Below are 18607 nucleotides of genomic sequence, written 5' to 3'. Positions count from 1 at the left end.
CTATATTATGATATGACCACCGTGTTTACCGATTAAATTTCACCTGCAAAACATATACTACAAACTACTCTAATTTTATATTCCGAGACTCTACTTCTACAAACGTCCATCTATATCCTTCTTTTTGATTTCAACCCATTGACTTGAAACCATATGGTGTTATATCATGAAAACAAAACCAATTGGTGTTACTTATTCCCAAAGAAAGCAGGAGACATTCATGAAATCAAATCAATTAGAAGATATTAAACAAACCGTTCTATTCAACGCTTCCATCCAAAAAGTATGGGACGCGGTTTCTACGTCAGATGGGATTTCCTCTTGGTTCATGCCCAATGATTTTGAACCGGAAGTAGGTCACGGATTTCATATTCAATCCCCTTTTGGACCTTCTCCTTGTAAGGTATTGGAGATTGATCCTCCCCATAAGCTCTCATTCTCATGGGATACAGATGGCTGGGTCGTTTCATTTATTTTAAAAGAGGTAGGAGATCAAACAGAATTTACGCTTATCCATGGCGGCTGGAAACATGATGATGCGGTTGTTTCCAAAGCTCATGAAAAAAGCTCTATCATTCGCGACAGAATGGCCAAAGGGTGGGTTGGCATTGTGGATGAGAAGCTGAGAAAGGTTGTAGAAGGTTAAATGTCTGCTGTTAAACATGATGTGTTTCAAGCGATTGCAGACCCGACACGCCGGGAAGTACTTCGACTACTTTCTGAAAAAGAGATGCCGATCTCTGCCCTGACCTCTCACTTCCCTATGAGCCGGACCGCCATTGCGAAGCATCTCACCGTTCTTTCTGAAGCTGAATTGGTAAAGGGTGAAAAGGTAGGAAGGGAAAAAATTTACCACTTGCAGCCTGAACCATTGGCAGAATTAAAGGACTGGCTATCGTATTATGAGCAGTTCTGGGCCAATAAGCTCTCCAAGCTTAAACATATAGTGGAAGATAGTGAAGATGATTCCCCATTGAAAATGGTGGATGTGGAAAAGGATTGATGACGAGGGACGGACCTTTACAAGGTCCGTCCCTCTCTTCTTTAGTAGATTTTCGCCACAATCACCATAGAGATAAATACGGTCATGATGGTGAGGCTGGTGAAGACATTTAATAGATTCAAGGCTGTTAGCTGAATCACATCAAATTGCAGGATTGTCATGAAAATGACGTGAAACACCAGGATGGCAAAGTACGAGTAAAAGATCCCCTTTTCCCGGATCATCTTCATCCGCTCATCCTTTTGCTTAAACTGTGGATAAAGATAATGCATGCAAAAACTTAACACTGTCAAGGACATGGGAGTTAGCGCGAAATATGGAAATTCCTCTGCCGTTATGCCGACGAAGAACAAGAAAGCAGTCTGTATGGTCAGAACCCACCCTAAAATCAGATATGCCTTTGTTTGCACTATTTTGTTTCCCCTTTCTCTTCATATACAAAAATCTCTTCAATTGAAGCTTCAAATACATTTGCCAGCTGAAAAGCCAGATTCAAAGAAGGGTCATACTTCCCTTTTTCAATCGAAATGATGGTTTGTCTTGATACGCCTAACTTAGCAGCCAATCTTTCCTGGGAGTATCCAAACGTCTTACGGTATTCTACTAGTTTATTTTTCAAAGAAGGATACCTCCTTATATTTCCATATCTTAATGTAAAGGAAACTTAACGTCAAGGGTCCTTTACATATTTCGCACGAAACTTTTTTACCATTCAATCGTATATCTTACTAACAATCAAAATAAGGGATGTGAACTGGATGGAAGATGTGATGAATAAAGTGAAGGGATATAAGGATATTTATTCACAATTAAAGAAGCGACTGCGCTGGAAGGTATCGGACTCCCGGTCTTTAATGATGGTCGCTTCGTTGTACGTAACGAATGAACGCGCTTTTGACCTCGACCGTTTTGTAGAGTTCAGTGATTTTATTAAAAATGAAGTCGGTACATTTTCGACGTTAAAGCATGAAATCCGATTTACTTTTGCGGCGATGCTTGTTACGCGTTTTGAAACGCCAGAAGCAAAGTTCCATGAGTTCCTTGCCATATATGATTCTTTAGTAAAAGCTGGATTTTCAAGAGGAACGTTCACCTATATAGCAGCCATGACCCTGCTTTCGAATGATGATTACAGTACAGACATGTCCTTTCATGCAATGAAGGTTTATAAAAAAATGAGAGAGCAGCATATCTTTTTAACAGGGCATAGTGATTATCCCTTTGCCACTCTGCTTGCTCTAAGAGAAGAGGATCAGGGTGAGTTGATCCATACGATTGAAGGCTTCTATACGAAATTGAACGTTGCCGGATTCAGGAAAGGGAATGATCTCCAAAGCATGAGTCACATCCTTTCCCTGCACGATGAAGCGTATCAAGATGAGCTTGTCAGCCGCTGCATCCATTTGTTTGACACCATGAAGCAAGCAGGCATCAAGACGAAGGCGATGTTCTATCCTCAAATCGCTCTACTATCTTTTGTGAATGCAGACTCGAACTTAGTAAATCAAGTAAAGGATGTTTGGGAAGAGCTTAACTCTGAAAAGCACTTCAAATGGCACAAAGATATCAATTTGATGATGGCCGTGAACCTTTTGATCAGTGATAAGATTGAGAACTCTCCTGTGATGCAAGCAAGTTTATCGACTGCCATTGAGACACTCATACAAGCGCAGCAAGCAACGATGATTGCAACCATTTCGGCTGTTTCCGTGACAACCGCCGGTGCCGATTCATAATATGGATTCGATCGATCTTTTTACTGTAGGTTTCCCAACAGCGGTAACCGTATTGGTGCTGATCGGTTTTTATGAAGTGTTTGTTAAAAAGAAAAGCGTCCCCCTCTTTTACACACCGTTTGATCAAGTGACTGGACAGACGAAGTAGAATTTCGTGAGGAGTAAGAAGTGATTATGGAAGATGATCAAGGTGAAGGAAATAGAAGTGAAACCTCTATTCATCCTCCATATAAGTCTAAATTCATGTTACCATTTAAAAGCAATTTTAATTGGGAGTGGATACATTGAGGCTTTTATTTATTTTACTTGGGTTTATTTTAGGAGGCATCTTCGCTTTCATCGGTCCTGAAGTCGCCATTTGTGCCATTTTAGGAGCAATATTATTTTTACTTATTTATGATGGAATCGACCTTAACTATTTCATGAAGAAAGTAAAAGATTCACAAATGAAATGAGAAGTAAGGAGGGACGGACCTTTTCTAGGTCCGTCCCTCCTCTTATTTCACCCGATGACCCATTTCTTTTTCAGTATTGCATCTTCCCATTCTTCGGGACCATCTATGTCACTGATGATGAAGTCAAATTGGTCAAATTCTGCTATTCGATAAGTGGCTTTGACCCCTACCTCCCCTCCGTTGATTTCAACCTTGTCGTTTCTCAAAATACCATATTCATATAAGGACTTAATCAAGTTCATGTTTTTCTCTGGCCATGTTCCACGGACTTCAATGAGTTGAACTCCTTTGGATCTTAGTGCTTTAGCCAGGGTTTTTGTCTCAGCATGAGGAATGATATATTGAATTCCTTCTCCATAAGGTTCGGGTAACTCAATTTTTCTGGGACGGGCAAATGGAGGAACCTGAATTAATTTACCATTCTCATATACCACTCTACCCGGAAGTTTAGGATCGTACTCATAATTTTTGTTGTTTTATATTGTTTTCGGTAGATCTGCCATTATTCGCTTCTTTTTCTCAAAAGTGGCAATCTTTCTAACTCCCAGACTCTTCAAATTAGACATGCTCTCATGAACATAAGCTCCTATGTTCTCTGGAAAGTGAGCATCTGATGATAGAGTAAAAGGTACGCCATGCTCTACTAAAATAGATGTGAATGATTGACTAGGACACTTTTCTTTGACTGGAAAGCGGTAGTATAATCCGGAATTCATTTCAGTCGCTACATCATGATCCCTTAAGGCTCTCGCAACTGATTGGTAATGAGGTATAAGATCCGCTTCATCCGGACGATGTCCAAAGACCTTCAAATTATCAAGGTGTGACATGTATTGAAACAATCCCGTTTTAATCCCTTTCTCAATCGTCTGATAGAATTGTGAATACAATGTCTTAAGATCATATTGAAGGAATAGCCCATTTGCAGACGGGTTATCAAAACCCCAGCCATTAAGGAAGTGCACAGAGCCGCTGATAAAATCACAGTCAATTGGCTGAATGAAACTAGCCAACTCTTGCTCCCCACCATCAAAATAGTCAGCTTCTATTCCGACTCTTAGCCTGACCCCTTTTTCTTCCCATCTCTTCTTCGCTCTTTCAGTTGCGTAAAGAAACTCATCTACTCCCTCTGTCATGACTTGATCTAACCACTTTGTTTGAAGCTTCCCAAGTTCTGAGGAACCAAGATCGATATGGTGTTCAAAATATCCTCGCATCTCTTTAAATCGATATAAGTGCTCCACAATTCCCACTTCTTTAAGACCTTTCTCAATGGCCACTTGTAAATATAGATCCAGCCATTGTTCATCATACGATCCTTTTTGAACCCGATTGAGTATAAGCCTCAATGTATGTTCGAGCCATTCTTTGGAATGAGTTTGATCATGGACTTGTTTCAGCATTTCATAGGATAGATAGGTCCTTTTCATCCAGTTGAATGAATAAGGACCTTCTTCTAAATGCACATGGTAATCGCAATACAATGGTTAAACCTCCAGTACGTTTTAGGTAATACTTTTTATTCAATGGCTCTTTTTGTATAGTTTGTTGCTATTGTAGAGGAGAATGTAATAGTCGGTTTCCGCTCCAGGATGCTCGCTTTCCGCGGGGCTGGCGGTGAGCCTCCGGGGTCTCACCTGTCCAGCTATTTCCCGCAGGAGTCGAGCATCCTGCAGCGAGAATCAACTTTCTGAGCATGTATCCTTAATGGATATTAATAATAACAAGAATTTTGCAAACAATCTCATTTAAGGTAAGTAGAGATTGATTTTCCTTTTAAGGAAGAAGAAATATTTTTTCTAGTTACATTGTTTTCTTGCAATCTTGAAGCTCTGTCATGAAAATTCTGTTAAAGATGGTGAGGGGAACTGCGCAGACTCCGGCGGATTTCAGGCGTGCCGAGACCCCGTTCGGCTAAGCTGAGGAGGCTCGGCCGAACGCTAGCTGCAAGCGGAGCAGTTCCCCTCACCATCCAGCATAAACTGGTTGACAGAACCCTGGCAGATTCTATGCTAGAAAACAACAATCTTTGCGAAAAGAGCCTATTCAATTAACTTTTTTTCTTGTAGGATCTAAATTCATTTACAATCAGACCTTTCATGATCAAGGCTGATGAACGACCTATTAGGACGTTTTCTTCATACGAATCACATTGTCATCTTCTGATTGTCTTTTATTCCTCTTTTTATACACGATCTTTGATAAAGTCACGCTGCATTCATATAGGACCAGTAGCGGCACGATCACCAAGATATCGGATATAAGATCCGGTGGAGTGATGAATATGGCGATAACCGTCAAGACAAAGTAAGACATCTTTCTCGCTTTGGACAACAGCATGGGATTGATGATCCCTATTGATGTCAGAAACATGACAATGAGTGGGATCTCAAATAAAAAACCAAATGGCAATGTCAGATTGATCATGAATTTAAAATATTTTTCTGCCGTGAACATCGTTTCAAATTGTCCATTAGATAAGGTCAATAAAAAAGTGAGGACGGTTGGATACACCACAAAGTATCCGAAGCTAAGTCCAGTGATAAATAATGAAAACAATCCCGGTATATACGCTAGCGTGGTTTTCCTTTCTTTCTCCGTCAGTCCCGGTCTCACAAACAGCCACGTTTGATGGGCCGCTATCGGAATCGTCAGCGCCATGGCACAAACGCCTGAAATCATGAAATATACCCAAAGAATCTCACTTGGCCCCAATACAGCCAATTCCTTATCTAGATCCCGAATAAGCCACTTGTACATGTCCTGAATGAAGATAAAGGAACCAACAAGAAAAGTAAGAAAAGAGAGTAATGTGATGATAATACGCTTTCTCAGCTCTCCCAGATGGTTTACAAGTGTTTGCCCTTCAGTACTCATACAGATACAACCTTCTTTCTTATAAAAATAAGAAAGCCAACTCAAGAAAGGTAAAGCTTTCTAACCTGAGTCAGCCCCTAATCACTTACTTGGTACGTTCCTCTTCCTTTTCATCTGTCATAAGGTCCTTAGCTGAGTTTTTAAACTCTCTTAATGTATGACCAAATGCCCTGCCGATTTCAGGTAACTTGGATGGCCCAAAAATGATCAAAGCGATAACCAGAATCAGGATCAGACCGGGAACCCCTATATTTTGCAACATATGCTTTCCTCCATTTTTACGTATTTGACTATTATGCTTTTACTTTTTCTTTTTCATTTAGTGGAAGTGGATCAATGCTCTGATCATTGGCAGTCAAATCAATTCCGTAATCTTTCGCGAATACCATATGAGTATCAACAAGAACTCCCTCTTTGTTTTCATCTAAATGAAATACTCTTGCTCCACGCAATCTGTTTCGATCTGCCCCTGGTAATCCATAAGTGCCAAACCCTGTATTCCCGGCATACCCAAGCATGATGCCATAGTAGTTTCCGCAATAGGTGTTGATATGATCATGGCCACAGAAGACACCTTTTACATCTCCTCTATCCAGCATCGCAGTAAACAAGCCGCTATTGATTGGTCCCGGACACTCCGCTTCATTTCGTTCTCCTACAATGCCATGTCTTTTCACTGCAAGTTCGTGGCTTGAGGATGTTCTGCTATCAACACTTCCATGCCACATGAAACGGTGTTCCCATAAAGGGATATGAATGAAAACAAGGGATGGTACTTTATACCCGTATTTCTTTTCAATACTTTTTGATTCTTCATAATACCAATTGACTTGATTAAAACGAAGCCAGTCCCAATGGGGATATCCATCAAAATTCTGTCCGGCGATTTGTGAAGGAGCATATCTGCCGCTATCCAGTAACCAAAGATTAAATGCTGCTTTATTTCCCTTGGAACGTTTAATAAGAAGATTCATATTTCCGGTTCCCGTCAGACCTTTTTCTCCCGGTTCATTCATATTGCATGGATAGTTCATATAGAACTTGAGCATATCCTCTTCATACATCCCGCTTTTCCCTGAAGAATCTTCATCGTGGTTTCCGAATGTGACGGCCCACTTAATTTTTCTTTCTTCCATCGGGGATGCTACATTATTCAACGCTTGTTTCATTTCTAATTCCGTATCACAGCCTCCAGTAATACAATCACCATTAATCACAACGAAATCTGGTTTCTCTGAATCCAGCACTTTTCCCATGAGCTCAATCGTTCTGCGATCGATACGCTCGTCGTCCTGAGTATCATTAAATTGGACAACCTTAAACTTTCCATCGGAGTTAAATTGGAGTTTTGTTGGCTTATGTTTTTTCGCCTCCGCAGTGTTGGTTAGCAAATCCCCCGGTAAACCTGCTGTAGCAAGCGATAAAGCAATTGTGCTCATTCCACCGATTTTCAAGAAGCTTCTTCTGTCTAACTCTTTGTTCTGATCCTTATGCCTCATAACACCCTACCTCCATGATCTTTGTTTGTTTAGTCGGGAGTCTTTCATTCCTCCTGCTCTACTTCTTCATCCTAAGACATAATTATTGAAAGACTATTAAAGACGTTAGGAGAAAAAGTAAACAAAACACAGAAAACAAATGAAAACAAAATTCCCGTTCAAACGACAAAAACCCCTATTTACTCGACTCCCCTTCGTACTCTAGTAAATGAAATAGACAAAAACGCATAAGAAATTGATTTGTTTTCCTTGTTACTTTTGATTAATTTACAAAAGTTAATAATTTCGTAGCATACATTTCATAATCACTTTTTATAATTGGCTAAAATGTAAGCAATGAAGAAATTGGGGGAAAGGGGAGAAATATCCCGTGATGACAGAAAGACAAAAATCAATCGTACGAGAGTTAGAGATAAAAAATAAGGTCAGCGTGGCAAATTTATCAAGAAAGTTAAAGGTAACCCCAGAAACGATTCGAAAGGATTTAATCCTCCTGGAACAAAAGAAGAAATTACGGAGAATCCACGGGGGAGCGATTCCTTACTATGGTTTAATAAAAGAACCTCATTTCAATAAAAAAATTGGAATCTCTCATGATCAAAAAAAGCGAATCGGGGAAGTTGCTTCTACATTTATTACTGATGGAGAAACGATCGCTCTGGATGTTGGTTCAACCACCTTGCATATCGCCAGCTCGATAAAGGATGTTCAAAATATAACGATTGTGACCAACTCTTTAGCTGCGGCAGACATTCTGAACACACGCTTGGAAAACCATCTATTTGATGGAAATGTCATTGTACTGGGTGGAGCAACGAATCCATTGCAACGTTCAGTAAGCGGCTCGTTAACGAATATATTATTAGAGAATTTTTATTTCGATAAAGCCTTCATATCTTGTGGTGGAATTAATAAAGAGGGAATATGTGATTTTAATATTGATGAAGCTGCTGCATCTTCCATCATGATCAAGAAAACGAGGAAAGTGTTTGTTGTTTCGGATTCATCCAAGTTGAATCAAAATGCTCTGTTTCACATCGGACCATTCTCATCGATTGATTGTGTGATATCGGATGTTTCTATACCTAAAGAATGGATGAAAGATTCAATGATTAATAAGGTTGAATGGATAAAAGTTTGAGCCTACAGGACTTACATACCTAACTTGTTGAAGAACCCCTTTTAGAACAACCATTTCATGTGAAATATTGGTATCTTTTATTATTCGTATACCTTATCAAGAGCCATAGGTCCGTCCCTTAACGCGTTAGTGTATGATAGAATTAATTTAGAGTAATTGATTTTTGTTTGCTTGGAGGTTGTTTAGGATGCGGCTTTATATGACAGATAAAGTGGAACGTGCGATTGAGTTATTCTCTCAATCAGAGGTGGATGCACTTGAGGTAGTGAACCATGTGGATGAGATTGTAGGAATTCTTACACTAGAAGATTTGGGTGCGATTTTTCATGATGGCCATTTAGGTGGTATGGTCGGTGAAATCCTCCAAAAAAGCATGTCACATCCATCTCCTCTTCAAGAACAAAAACGGAAGAAAAACCAATATAGTGATTTACTAGAGAGTCATGTTTTTAACGATATAATTAATTCCCTTTATGATGGGGTCTTCATTACAGATGGATATGGTATTACAGTCAAGGTAAACAATTCCTATGAAAGAATAGCGGACCTGAAATCCGAGCAACTAATCGGCTATCATATGGAAGAGCTCATTAAGGCTGGATATATATCCAAGTCTGCCTCCATACAGGTCTTGAAAGAAAAAAGACCAATAACATTGATGCAGTCCATTCATAACGGAAGAAAAATCATCGTGTCCGGCACACCGATTTTCAACGAGGAAGATGAAATTTTATATGTTGTAAACAGTGTTCGTGATATCACCGAACTATTAAAATTAAAGCTGCAAATTGATGAGTTGCAAGAACTAAAGAACCTCCGCCAAAGTTCGAATGCCACGTTTTCTAATGAAGCAGAGAAGTCCTCCATCTATTCCAGTGAAAGGATGAATAAGGTTTTCACCACCATTGATCGAGTAGCCAAAACCGATGTAAAAGTTCTCTTACAGGGAGAAACCGGTGTTGGGAAAACGATGATTGCAAAATACATACACGAGCATTCGAAACGTTCGACCGGTAGTTTTCTAGAGCTTAACTGCGGAGCCTTCCCTCCAAGTTTAATAGAGTCAGAATTATTCGGCTATGAATCAGGTTCTTTCACCGGTGCTTTATCTAAAGGGAAAAAAGGATTGCTGGAAGTGGCGGATAATGGCACGTTATTCCTTGATGAAATCGGGGACCTTCCCTTGGAGCTTCAAGTAAAACTACTAAAGGTCATTGAAGATCAAGCGTTCATCCCCATTGGTTCATCAAAACTCAAACAAATTAATGTTCGCATTATCGCTGCTTCCCATAAAAACATTAAGAACTTAGTGGACATAGGGGAATTTCGCGAAGACTTATATTACCGTTTAAACGTCGTTCCAGTTCAAATCCCTTCCCTCCGTCAGCGTCGCGAAGAAATCATTCCGCTTTCTCAACACTTTTTACAAAGCTTCAATGATGAATATGGATCAAGCAAAGTGATGAGCATTGAGGCATTGGATTGTTTACATGAATATGATTGGCCTGGGAATATTAGAGAATTAAAAAATTTGATAGAGCGCTTAGTCGTTATCACTCCTTCAGAAACAATCGGACGTGAAGATCTACCACCTGAATTAAGTGAAGCCACCAAGAAACCATGCTCACTTTATGAAGGAGAAATTCTTCCTTTAAAAGAGGCCGTGGATCGAGTAGAAAAACAATTGATCACCAATGCAATACGACAATATAAAACAACGAGAAAAGCAGCCGAAATTCTCGAAGTCAGCCAATCCACGATTGTCCAAAAAATGAAGAAATGGGAGCTTTGATTACTTCTTGAATCAAAGCTCCCATTTTTGATTATTTTTCTAATCGGATTTGACTATTTTTCGACACCCTCTCACGTTTCCCTACGTCTATTCCCACTTTTCAGAAAGTTGGCACAGAACTTGCATTCTTTTTTATATACGAATCGAAAGGAGATACTCTTTATGACAATCTCAACTTTTAAAATTGCAAACAAATTGGTGACAGGAAAAGGGGCAACTTCGGTTTTACCAGACGAACTCAAACGACTCCGAATTCAAAATCCTCTTATCGTCACAGATATAACCCTGCAAAAAGTCGGGGTGGTAAATCAAATCACCCCGTTTATGAAAGGGCTTACTTACGAAATATTCACAGGTGTTAAACCTGATCCTGAGCTCTCTATTGTGGAAGATTGCACGAAAGTTTTCATTGAAGGCAATCATGATGGCTTGATTGCTATTGGCGGTGGAAGTGCGATCGATATCGCAAAAAGTGTATCTGTGTACGCAGGTTTTGATGGCAGCCTGTCAGAACTGATCGGCACAGACCTTGTTCCACAAAAAGGTGCACCTATCATCACCCTCCCGACAACTGCAGGCACAGGTTCAGAAGTAACGAATATATCGATCCTTTCTGATACAGAAGCTCATCTCAAAAAAGGCATCGTGAGTGACTACCTGCTTCCTGATGTGGCGATTGTCGCACCGGAAATGACGCTGACCATGCCGCCTTCAGTCACAGCAGCAAGCGGGGTGGACGCATTGGTTCATGCCATTGAAGCATATATCTCGGTTCATGCTTCACCCATAACAGATGCCTTGGCCATCTCTGCGATTCGAATGATTTCAGAGAACCTGCCAAAGGCATACGCTAATCCTAACCATTTGGAAGCCCGTGAAAAAATGGCGACTGCAAGCTTAATGGCGGGGATGGCTTTTGGTAATGCTGGAGTCGGTGCCGTTCACGCACTCGCCTATCCTTTAGGCGGCCGCTATCATATTCCTCATGGAGTCAGCAATGCTCTCCTCCTTCCATATGTCATGGAATGGAATAAGATTGCCTGTATGGAGCGCTTCAGGGACATTGCGGCAGCATTGGGCGAAAACGTTCGCTCCTTATCTGACGCAGAAGCAGCGGATAAAGCCGTGACTTCCATGAAGCGATTATGCACCGCGGTCAATATCCCGAATGGATTACGCTCCTTTGACATTCCGGAAACGGCACTTTCTGATATGGCTGAAGATGCTAGCAAGATTGAGAGACTATTAAACAATAACCCACGTCAGTTAAACAAAAGTGAAATTGAACAAATCTATCAATCTGCTTATTAATATAAAGGATTTCAGTTCATTGTTATCAAATTAAGAAAAGGGGTATATAGGATGTTGAGAAATCGAAAAGATGGTGAGGAATCACCATATATTCCAATGGGACCTTTTAAATTAAGACTCCCGTTTATTCACTACAAATTTGAATGGCCGGATTATGTCCAAGGTTTGCTAATGTGTGCAGTAGATTTAGCTGCGATTCCATTAATGATTGAACTTCTGGGCATGCCTTTTGAAGTCGCATTAGCCGTTGTACTGTTGAATGGAATTCTCTATTTAACTCATCACTTACTCGGCGATCCAGTCGTTCCCGGATGGATCACACCAGCAATTCCATTAATCATGGCTTATGTATCAGCATTTCCAGAAGGACCGGAACGTGTACATGCACTAGTCGCCTTCCAGCTTACACTCGGCCTACTTTCCATCCTGTTAGGGGTGACAGGATTAGCGAAAAAAGTCGTTACATTCGTCCCCCCGGCGATTAAATCCGGGGTGATCTTAGGAGCAGGATTTGCAGCAATCATTTCTGTCTTCCAGGTTGGTGGACGTTTCGAAAGCTTTCCATGGACCATTTCCATCGCAGTAGGGATTGCCTTTTATATTATATTCTCTCAACATTTCAATCAACTGAAAGCCAAAAGTGCACTATGGGGGCTTATTGGTAAACTGGGAATCTTTCCGATAATTATTCTCGCTGTTATCATCGCACCTCTCTTTGGAGAAGCACCGTGGCCAACGATTGAGTGGGGGCTCATTAATCCTGACTTCGGTACACTTTGGAGTGAATACACCATCTTTGGGCTCGGTTTCCCTCCGGCAATGTTATTTGTAACAGCCTTGCCTACTGTATTAGCCGCATATATCGTCCTATTCGGGGACGTTTTACAAAGTAAGGCGCTCATCGATGAAGCAGACGATGTGCGCCGTGATGAAAAGATCGATTACAATCCGAATCGTGCCCATATGGTCTTCGGTGGACGCAACACCATTATGAGTATACTTGGTCCTGATGTCACAATGGCAGGTCCACTATGGGCAGCCATGCAGGTTGTCGTAATTGAACGGTTTAAAGAAGGTAAAAAAGCTATGCATTCTATATTTGGTGGTTCTGGGTCCTTCAGATGGGGTACAAATACTGGACTCTTACTTCTCCCTATTGTAAGTTTAGTACAACCAATTCTAGGTATCGCACTCGCCTTAACTTTGCTGATCCAAGGTTATGTAAGCGTTCGCGTAGGGATATTGGAATCCCGAAGTCACCGTGACCTTGGCATTGCCGGAGTTATAGGGGCAGTACTCGCCACCAAAGGTGCTACTTGGGCATTTGCAGTTGGAATTTTGTTATGCTTATTGATTTACGGGAAAAAATTCTTCATCGGTGAGAACGACGAAATTTTCACAAAAGATCTGGAAAATAAAGATGCCAAGAAAATATCATAAAACAATAAAAGGAGGATCACTATGCAACACTACAATATGATCATTAACGGAGAACAATTAGGATCGGATCTTTCGAAAAGGGATGTGACCAACCCAGCCACCTCAGAGGTCATTGCCACTATCCCGAACGGAGGCAAAAAAGAAGCTGCCAGTGCTGTTGACGCAGCTTATGGTGCATTCAAGGACTGGTCCCAATACTCTGCATACGAACGAAGTGAACTCATCCTTAAATGGTATGACTTGATTAACGAGAACAAAGAGGATCTTGCCCGTACCATGACGATCGAGCAAGGAAAGCCGTTAAAAGAAGCGCTTGGTGAAATCCAATATGCCAACGGCTTCATCTCCTGGTACGCCGAAGAAGGAAAGCGCGTATACGGTGAACAAATTCCGGCAACTCAGCGCAACAAGCGATTATTCGTCCATAAGCAGCCTGTCGGGGTTGTAGCTGTCATCACACCATGGAACTTCCCTGCCGCCATGATCACCCGTAAGGTTGCACCGGCACTCGCCACCGGCTGTACGGTCGTGATTAAACCGGCAAACCAAACCCCTTTGACCTCTATAAAAATGGCGCTACTGGCAGAAAAAGCCGGCATTCCTAAAGGTGTCATCAACGTGGTGACGGGTGATTCGAAATCCATCGGGGAAACGTGGATGGAAGACACACGCGTACGGAAACTGACATTCACGGGATCAACGGAAGTCGGGAAAGTCCTGATGAAAGGTTCTGCTGACACCGTCAAGAAAATATCGTTGGAGCTCGGAGGTCATGCACCAGTGATCGTGATGGCTGACTCTGATCTGGAAAAAGCAGTCGATGGCGTCATTGCCTCCAAATTCAGAAATGCAGGTCAAACCTGTGTCTGCTCGAACCGCATCTATGTTCATGAATCCATTGTTGATTCATTTACCGAAAAACTAGTCGAAAAAGTGAAGGATCTCAAAGTTGGTAACGGCCTTGAAGAAGGTGTGGACATTGGTCCATTAATCGATAAGAATGCAGTAGAAAAAGTCCAGAAGCATGTGGAGGACGCTGTAAGCAAAGGAGCAACCGTTGTCTACGGAGGCAAAGGTAAAAACGGATTATACTTTGAGCCAACCGTCATCACCAAAGTACATGATGACATGCTTTGCATGAAAGACGAAACATTCGGTCCGGTCGCTCCAATCACTACGTTTAAAACAGAAGAAGAAGCCATCGACCGGGCAAATGATTCCATCTACGGTCTTGCTGCTTATGTATTCACCGAAAATATCACAAAGGGCATACGAATCAGTGAGCAACTGGAATATGGAATTGTAGGATTGAACGATGGATTACCTTCCACCCCTCAGGCCCCATTTGGCGGATTCAAGCAAAGTGGTCTTGGCCGTGAAGGCGGACATCATGGCATTGAAGAGTATCTGGAAGTAAAATATATTTCATTAGGATTGTAAACCTTGAAGGCACACATGTAGTTGTGTGCCTTTTTTCAGTAAACCCGTCCTATAATATCACTTCTTATAAATCTCACCAGACGACATCCATTCCATAAATCTCTGATAGGGATAATCAGTCGTTCCCTTCAACTCGATTTTTGGAGCATCCGGAAATTTGTGTAACACTTCTCCTACTTCTTCTTTACTTAGGCCAACATGCAAATGCAAATCTTTTTCTTTTACTAAAGTCGGATAATCTGAAAAGCTTCGTTTCGGATTACCAAAGTTCTTTAACCCATCCCCAATAAAATTTCCTAATACCGCCAGCCCTGCTGCCACCCAGAAAAAACTAATATCCATTTTATAACTCCCCTTTTCTACTGAATCAGTACCTTACATACGGCTCTACTTGATAATAGTTCCATTTAATACAATATTTATCGATTGAAATAATCACACAAATCTAGAAAAATAGAAATTGATATTATATTAGGAAAACTTATTGACTGCGCTTTCTTCCTATGCTAGATTGTGTTTATTAATTAAATTCCACGACGAGAAAATATAACTCGTCCCTGGTCAGGGGCGGGTTTTTTTATGTGAAATAATCAGAATAATCAATAGAAGCTATCATGGTTTGGTAAGGATTTGGAGGGGTTTTTTTGAGAAAAAAAGATGTGCTGGTTTCAGGTTTTATGCTATTTTCTCTATTTTTCGGAGCAGGGAATTTAATATTCCCGCCTTATCTCGGAATGGAATCTGGAGACTACTTTGCCGCCGCAATTACCGGGTTTATTTTAACAGCAGTGTTCCTGCCTTTTTTAACGATCATTTCAGTATCGTTATCTACTAACGGATTATTGTCAATTGGCCAACGGGTCCATCCTGTCTTTGGACTTGTATTCGCCATCGTGATTTATATGTCCATTGGAGCCCTATACGGTATTCCTAGGGCTTCGAATGTTGCCTATGAATTGGGATTTATACAAGTGATTAGTGTGGATGGACGGTTACCCTTATTCTTATTCTCTCTTGTCTTTTTCGGATTGACCTACTTACTCAGTATCAATCCCAAAAAGGTGATTGATCTTGTCGGGCAGTTTTTAACGCCTGCCTTGCTCATAGTATTAGCGATATTATGTGTACGTGCCTTTTTTATCTTTGATTATACGGACGCTCAAGCAACTGAAAACTTCCAATCCGATCCGTTTCTCAAAGGGTTTCTGGAAGGTTACTTCACCATGGATGCTGTGGCAGCCCTTGCTTTTGGAATTGTCATCATCAATGGATTGAAGGATAAAGGAGCGACGGATAATAGGGATCTCATACGAGGAACAATCAGTTCAGGTATGATTGCAGCAGTCGGCTTAATCATGGTGTATCTTTCACTAGGATGGATCGGGCGTGTTGTTCCCCATGATGAGCCACTTCAAAATGGGGCAGAAATATTGGTTCTTGCTTCTCATCAATTATTTGGATACAGCGGGAATGTGTTATTTGGAGCCATAGTGATGATTGCTTGTTTAACGACTTGTATCGGCCTCATCAATGCATGCGGACGTTTTTTTAATGAAAATTTTCCGAGGTTTTCATATAAGACTTATGTAATGATTTTCATCCTCATCGGGTTGGCGGTGACCAATCTCGGACTGAATTTGATATTGAAAGTCGCTACACCGTTACTCGTTCTGATTTATCCTGTAGCTATAGTGCTTGTAGTCCTCTCTCTCTTCCAGCATTTCTTTGGGGAGAGTAAGAGAATGTATGTGTATGGGGTTGGGGTCGCATCATTATTTGCTTTTTACGAAATGCTGATGACGCTAAAAATTCAAATGGAAGGAATTCACGCTATCTTAGGATTCCTTCCCCTCAGCGAAAATGGCCTGGCCTGGACCATTCCTACCCTCGTGGCCGTCGTAATTGGATATGCTCTAGACCTCTCCCAAAAAAAGATCACCTTTCCTTTCAAGAGAGGGACGGACCTCTAAAAAAGCAACAAGGCATGAGTGAAATTTCCACGCATGTCTTGCTGCTTTTTTGATTTTCAGGAAGTTTGAACTGTTGCTTTTTGGTAGACATTCATGGAACCACCACTCAGTCCAATGGCTTCTGTCGTGTGAGTCCATCCGTATTTTTCATAATAACCTTCCAAATCCGTTGTTAGATATAAATGTCTATAGCCTTTTTCATTGGCTTCCCTTAAAGCATGCTCGAGGAGATTCGAACCAAGCCCTTTCCCTCTGTGATCCGGGTCAATGTAGAGGCAGGCAAACCATGGAAACAGGTCTTGCCTACTATTCAGGTCGTTTCTAAGAAGTGCGTACGTCCCGATGATTTGTTCTTCCTGTAATGCGATATAAAATCGCGGTAAGTCTTCTTCGGTTCGGCAGGAATGGAAAATACAATCGTGATAGAACCTGTAATTCTCCTCACTTCCCCACTGTTCCCAGAAAGCTTTCACTGCTTCCTCAAAAATACTTGAATTCTTTTGTAACTCCAATATTTTCATTGTTGCTTCCCTCTCTTTACTGAATAGAAGTATCTTTATAGGATTCTTCATTAGGTAAGGAAAACCTCTATTTCATAAAAAAAGTCACGCTCTGCATTGAACGTGCCCTTAATAATTGATCATTTGGCATTTAGGGACGGACGGGACTTTAAAGTACAACGAATTGCGCAGGTTACTACCCGGAGTTGCCCATAAAGTACTAAGTCAGCAGCTAAAAGAACTCGAAGAAGACGGCTTCATCAATCGAACCCAGTACGATACCATCCCGCCAAAAGGAGAATACTCCATGACAGAATTAGGTATGACCCTAATGCCAATCCTCAAGCAAATGCATGCCTGGGGCAAGGAGCATGGTTAATTTCAGGAGAGGGACGGACCTCATATTCATTATATAATTAGAATTCAATGTTCATTGGAGGTCCGTCCCTCCAAAATTATATCAAGTCAATGAGAATATACGAGCTGAATATCGTAATGATGATTCCCGCCATCCTATTAATCATTGTTAACGAGTCTGATTCAATCCGACTGCTTAACCATCCGCCTATTACGGCAACCGTTCCCCACCATAATGCCGATCCACAAAAAACCCCTAAAACGACGAGCAATGCGGATACTACGTCTCCTTCAGAACCTGTTACGCGAAAGACACCAAAGATGGCGATAAATGCAAGGATGGTCATTGGATTCGTAAACGTCAAAAGAAATATTGAGAAGAACCCCTTCAAAGAAGAAGTGGTTTGCGATTCACCAGTCTTAAATGGTGCCATCTGTGAAGTGAACGTCTTCCAGCCTAATAAGAAGAGAAACACCCCTCCCCATAATTGAATCCAAAATTGGTGATCAAGTAGGAAGTCGGAAACAATCGTAAGCCCCATGACAGCTACCAATCCGTATAGTGCATCTGCAGTGGCAGCCCCCAAACCCGATACAAAACCTATCCTTCTCCCAAATGTCAATGTCCGCTGAATACAAAGGATACCGACCGGACCAACAGGAGCAGCAATGGTGACTCCTATTATGAGACTCTTTATAAATAATATAGAATCAATCATGGTCCTGCCGCTATTCTAAAGACAACTTGTGTTGTGGTAGTTGCAGTCCCGAATTCACTTTGAAAAAACCCGTGACCCTCGCTGTTTGGTTTCTGGCTTTTGCCGGCAGGCTCTTGATTTCATGATTGATGAGACGATCCAGATCTTTTATATTTCTACTCCGTAATTTCAAAAGATAATCATCCTCCCCGGCGAAATGTGACCATGCTTGTTATTTTTCGTAAAAAAGGGACGGACCTTCAAATCGGTTTCCCCTTGAAAACTTTGGTCAGGCTATAAAGTAAGTCATTTAATATATGCGGAGTTTCTAAGCCTTTATGTACTTTTTTCTTAGAAACTAAAGATAAAAGATCTTTGCTTCATCCTC

The 18607-nt window shown here is 41.2% G+C and carries 21 protein-coding genes and 2 pseudogenes; 12 read left to right on the top strand and 11 right to left on the bottom strand.

Features of this window, described 5'->3' with window-relative positions:
* Positions 1–220 precede the first annotated feature (220 nt).
* Together ACYH0O_RS06685 and ACYH0O_RS06680 are read left to right on the top strand one after the other, a co-directional pair.
* On the top strand, positions 221–646 hold the full coding sequence (locus ACYH0O_RS06685) for an SRPBCC family protein (RefSeq protein ID WP_482631709.1): 426 nt from the start codon (positions 221–223) through the stop codon (positions 644–646).
* On the top strand, positions 647–1003 hold the full coding sequence (locus ACYH0O_RS06680; protein WP_482631708.1) for an ArsR/SmtB family transcription factor: 357 nt from the start codon (positions 647–649) through the stop codon (positions 1001–1003).
* 41 nt (positions 1004–1044) lie between these two features.
* Here ACYH0O_RS06680 and ACYH0O_RS06675 read toward each other — a convergent pair whose 3' ends face one another.
* Both ACYH0O_RS06675 and ACYH0O_RS06670 read right to left on the bottom strand, forming a co-directional pair.
* Positions 1045–1413, bottom strand: a complete 369-nt coding sequence (locus ACYH0O_RS06675; RefSeq protein ID WP_482631707.1) for a permease — start codon at positions 1411–1413, stop codon at positions 1045–1047.
* A complete protein-coding gene (locus ACYH0O_RS06670) occupies positions 1413–1622 on the bottom strand; it encodes a helix-turn-helix transcriptional regulator (RefSeq protein ID WP_482631706.1) in 210 nt (69 codons plus the stop codon). The genes ACYH0O_RS06675 and ACYH0O_RS06670 overlap by 1 nt, the downstream gene beginning before the upstream one ends.
* Positions 1623–1761: 139 nt before the next feature.
* Here ACYH0O_RS06670 and ACYH0O_RS06665 point away from each other — a divergent pair, with 139 nt between their 5' ends.
* The 3 genes from ACYH0O_RS06665 to ACYH0O_RS06655 all read left to right on the top strand — a co-directional run bounded on the left by ACYH0O_RS06665 (position 1762) and on the right by ACYH0O_RS06655 (position 3194).
* Positions 1762–2739, top strand: a complete 978-nt coding sequence (locus ACYH0O_RS06665; RefSeq protein ID WP_482631705.1) for a DUF4003 family protein — start codon at positions 1762–1764, stop codon at positions 2737–2739.
* A 1-nt stretch (position 2740) separates the two neighbouring features.
* A complete protein-coding gene (locus ACYH0O_RS06660) occupies positions 2741–2887 on the top strand; it encodes a DUF3951 domain-containing protein (RefSeq protein ID WP_482631704.1) in 147 nt (48 codons plus the stop codon).
* Positions 2888–3023: 136 nt separating this feature from the next.
* A complete protein-coding gene (locus ACYH0O_RS06655) occupies positions 3024–3194 on the top strand; it encodes a hypothetical protein (RefSeq protein WP_482631703.1) in 171 nt (56 codons plus the stop codon).
* A 161-nt stretch (positions 3195–3355) separates the two neighbouring features.
* Here ACYH0O_RS06655 and ACYH0O_RS06650 read toward each other — a convergent pair.
* From ACYH0O_RS06650 to ACYH0O_RS06630, 5 genes and pseudogenes are all read right to left on the bottom strand, one after another.
* Positions 3356–3658: pseudogene (locus ACYH0O_RS06650) on the bottom strand (saccharopine dehydrogenase); the annotation flags it as partial.
* Between the two features lie 12 nt (positions 3659–3670).
* Entirely contained in the window at positions 3671–4678 is a 1008-nt protein-coding gene (locus tag ACYH0O_RS06645) for a histidinol phosphate phosphatase domain-containing protein (RefSeq protein WP_482631702.1), read from the bottom strand.
* 640 nt (positions 4679–5318) lie between these two features.
* Positions 5319–6071 carry a twin-arginine translocase subunit TatC gene (gene tatC / locus ACYH0O_RS06640; RefSeq protein ID WP_482631701.1) on the bottom strand — a complete coding sequence of 251 codons (753 nt, stop codon included), beginning with the start codon at positions 6069–6071 and terminating at the stop codon, positions 5319–5321.
* 85 nt (positions 6072–6156) lie between these two features.
* The gene (locus tag ACYH0O_RS06635; protein WP_149157532.1) at positions 6157–6333 is read right to left on the bottom strand and encodes a twin-arginine translocase TatA/TatE family subunit; all 177 of its coding nucleotides are present in this window, start codon (positions 6331–6333) and stop codon (positions 6157–6159) included.
* Between the two features lie 31 nt (positions 6334–6364).
* Positions 6365–7570, bottom strand: coding sequence for a metallophosphoesterase family protein (locus ACYH0O_RS06630; protein WP_482631700.1), 1206 nt, complete (start codon positions 7568–7570; stop codon positions 6365–6367).
* 373 nt (positions 7571–7943) lie between these two features.
* Here ACYH0O_RS06630 and ACYH0O_RS06625 point away from each other — a divergent pair, with 373 nt between their 5' ends.
* From ACYH0O_RS06625 to ACYH0O_RS06605, 5 genes are all read left to right on the top strand, one after another.
* Positions 7944–8711 (top strand): DeoR/GlpR family DNA-binding transcription regulator, encoded by a 768-nt coding sequence (locus ACYH0O_RS06625; RefSeq protein WP_482632515.1) that lies wholly within the window; start codon positions 7944–7946, stop codon positions 8709–8711.
* A 199-nt stretch (positions 8712–8910) separates the two neighbouring features.
* Positions 8911–10503, top strand: coding sequence for a sigma 54-interacting transcriptional regulator (locus tag ACYH0O_RS06620; RefSeq protein WP_482631699.1), 1593 nt, complete (start codon positions 8911–8913; stop codon positions 10501–10503).
* 162 nt (positions 10504–10665) lie between these two features.
* Positions 10666–11814: an iron-containing alcohol dehydrogenase gene (locus tag ACYH0O_RS06615; protein ID WP_482631698.1), complete on the top strand. Its 1149-nt coding sequence runs from the start codon at positions 10666–10668 to the stop codon at positions 11812–11814.
* A gap of 51 nt (positions 11815–11865) precedes the next feature.
* On the top strand, positions 11866–13254 hold the full coding sequence (locus ACYH0O_RS06610) for a hypothetical protein (protein ID WP_482631697.1): 1389 nt from the start codon (positions 11866–11868) through the stop codon (positions 13252–13254).
* Between the two features lie 21 nt (positions 13255–13275).
* Positions 13276–14694, top strand: coding sequence for an NAD-dependent succinate-semialdehyde dehydrogenase (locus ACYH0O_RS06605; RefSeq protein WP_482631696.1), 1419 nt, complete (start codon positions 13276–13278; stop codon positions 14692–14694).
* A gap of 57 nt (positions 14695–14751) precedes the next feature.
* On the opposite strand, the gene ACYH0O_RS06600 is transcribed toward ACYH0O_RS06605, so the two are convergent.
* Positions 14752–15036, bottom strand: a complete 285-nt coding sequence (locus ACYH0O_RS06600) for a DNA-binding protein (protein WP_482631695.1) — start codon at positions 15034–15036, stop codon at positions 14752–14754.
* 302 nt (positions 15037–15338) lie between these two features.
* Between ACYH0O_RS06600 and brnQ the strand changes: the two genes are divergently transcribed.
* Positions 15339–16664 carry a branched-chain amino acid transport system II carrier protein gene (gene brnQ, locus ACYH0O_RS06595; protein ID WP_482631694.1) on the top strand — a complete coding sequence of 442 codons (1326 nt, stop codon included), beginning with the start codon at positions 15339–15341 and terminating at the stop codon, positions 16662–16664.
* Positions 16665–16720: 56 nt separating this feature from the next.
* Here the strand turns inward: brnQ and ACYH0O_RS06590 are convergent, their stop codons facing one another.
* Positions 16721–17185 carry a GNAT family N-acetyltransferase gene (locus ACYH0O_RS06590; RefSeq protein ID WP_482631693.1) on the bottom strand — a complete coding sequence of 155 codons (465 nt, stop codon included), beginning with the start codon at positions 17183–17185 and terminating at the stop codon, positions 16721–16723.
* A gap of 115 nt (positions 17186–17300) precedes the next feature.
* On the opposite strand from ACYH0O_RS06590, the gene ACYH0O_RS06585 reads away from it, so the two are divergent.
* Positions 17301–17543: a winged helix-turn-helix transcriptional regulator gene (locus ACYH0O_RS06585; protein ID WP_482631692.1), complete on the top strand. Its 243-nt coding sequence runs from the start codon at positions 17301–17303 to the stop codon at positions 17541–17543.
* Positions 17544–17619: 76 nt separating this feature from the next.
* Here the strand turns inward: ACYH0O_RS06585 and ACYH0O_RS06580 are convergent, their stop codons facing one another.
* Together ACYH0O_RS06580 and ACYH0O_RS06575 are read right to left on the bottom strand one after the other, a co-directional pair.
* On the bottom strand, positions 17620–18240 hold the full coding sequence (locus ACYH0O_RS06580; RefSeq protein ID WP_482631691.1) for a LysE family translocator: 621 nt from the start codon (positions 18238–18240) through the stop codon (positions 17620–17622).
* Positions 18241–18250: 10 nt separating this feature from the next.
* A pseudogene (locus ACYH0O_RS06575) lies at positions 18251–18424 on the bottom strand (Lrp/AsnC family transcriptional regulator); the annotation flags it as partial.
* Positions 18425–18607: the final 183 nt, after the last annotated feature.

The organism is Rossellomorea sp. H136 (assembly GCF_056838065.1).
The sequence above is the reverse complement of the archived record's forward strand: the minus strand, read 5'-3'. Positions and strand labels throughout refer to the sequence as shown.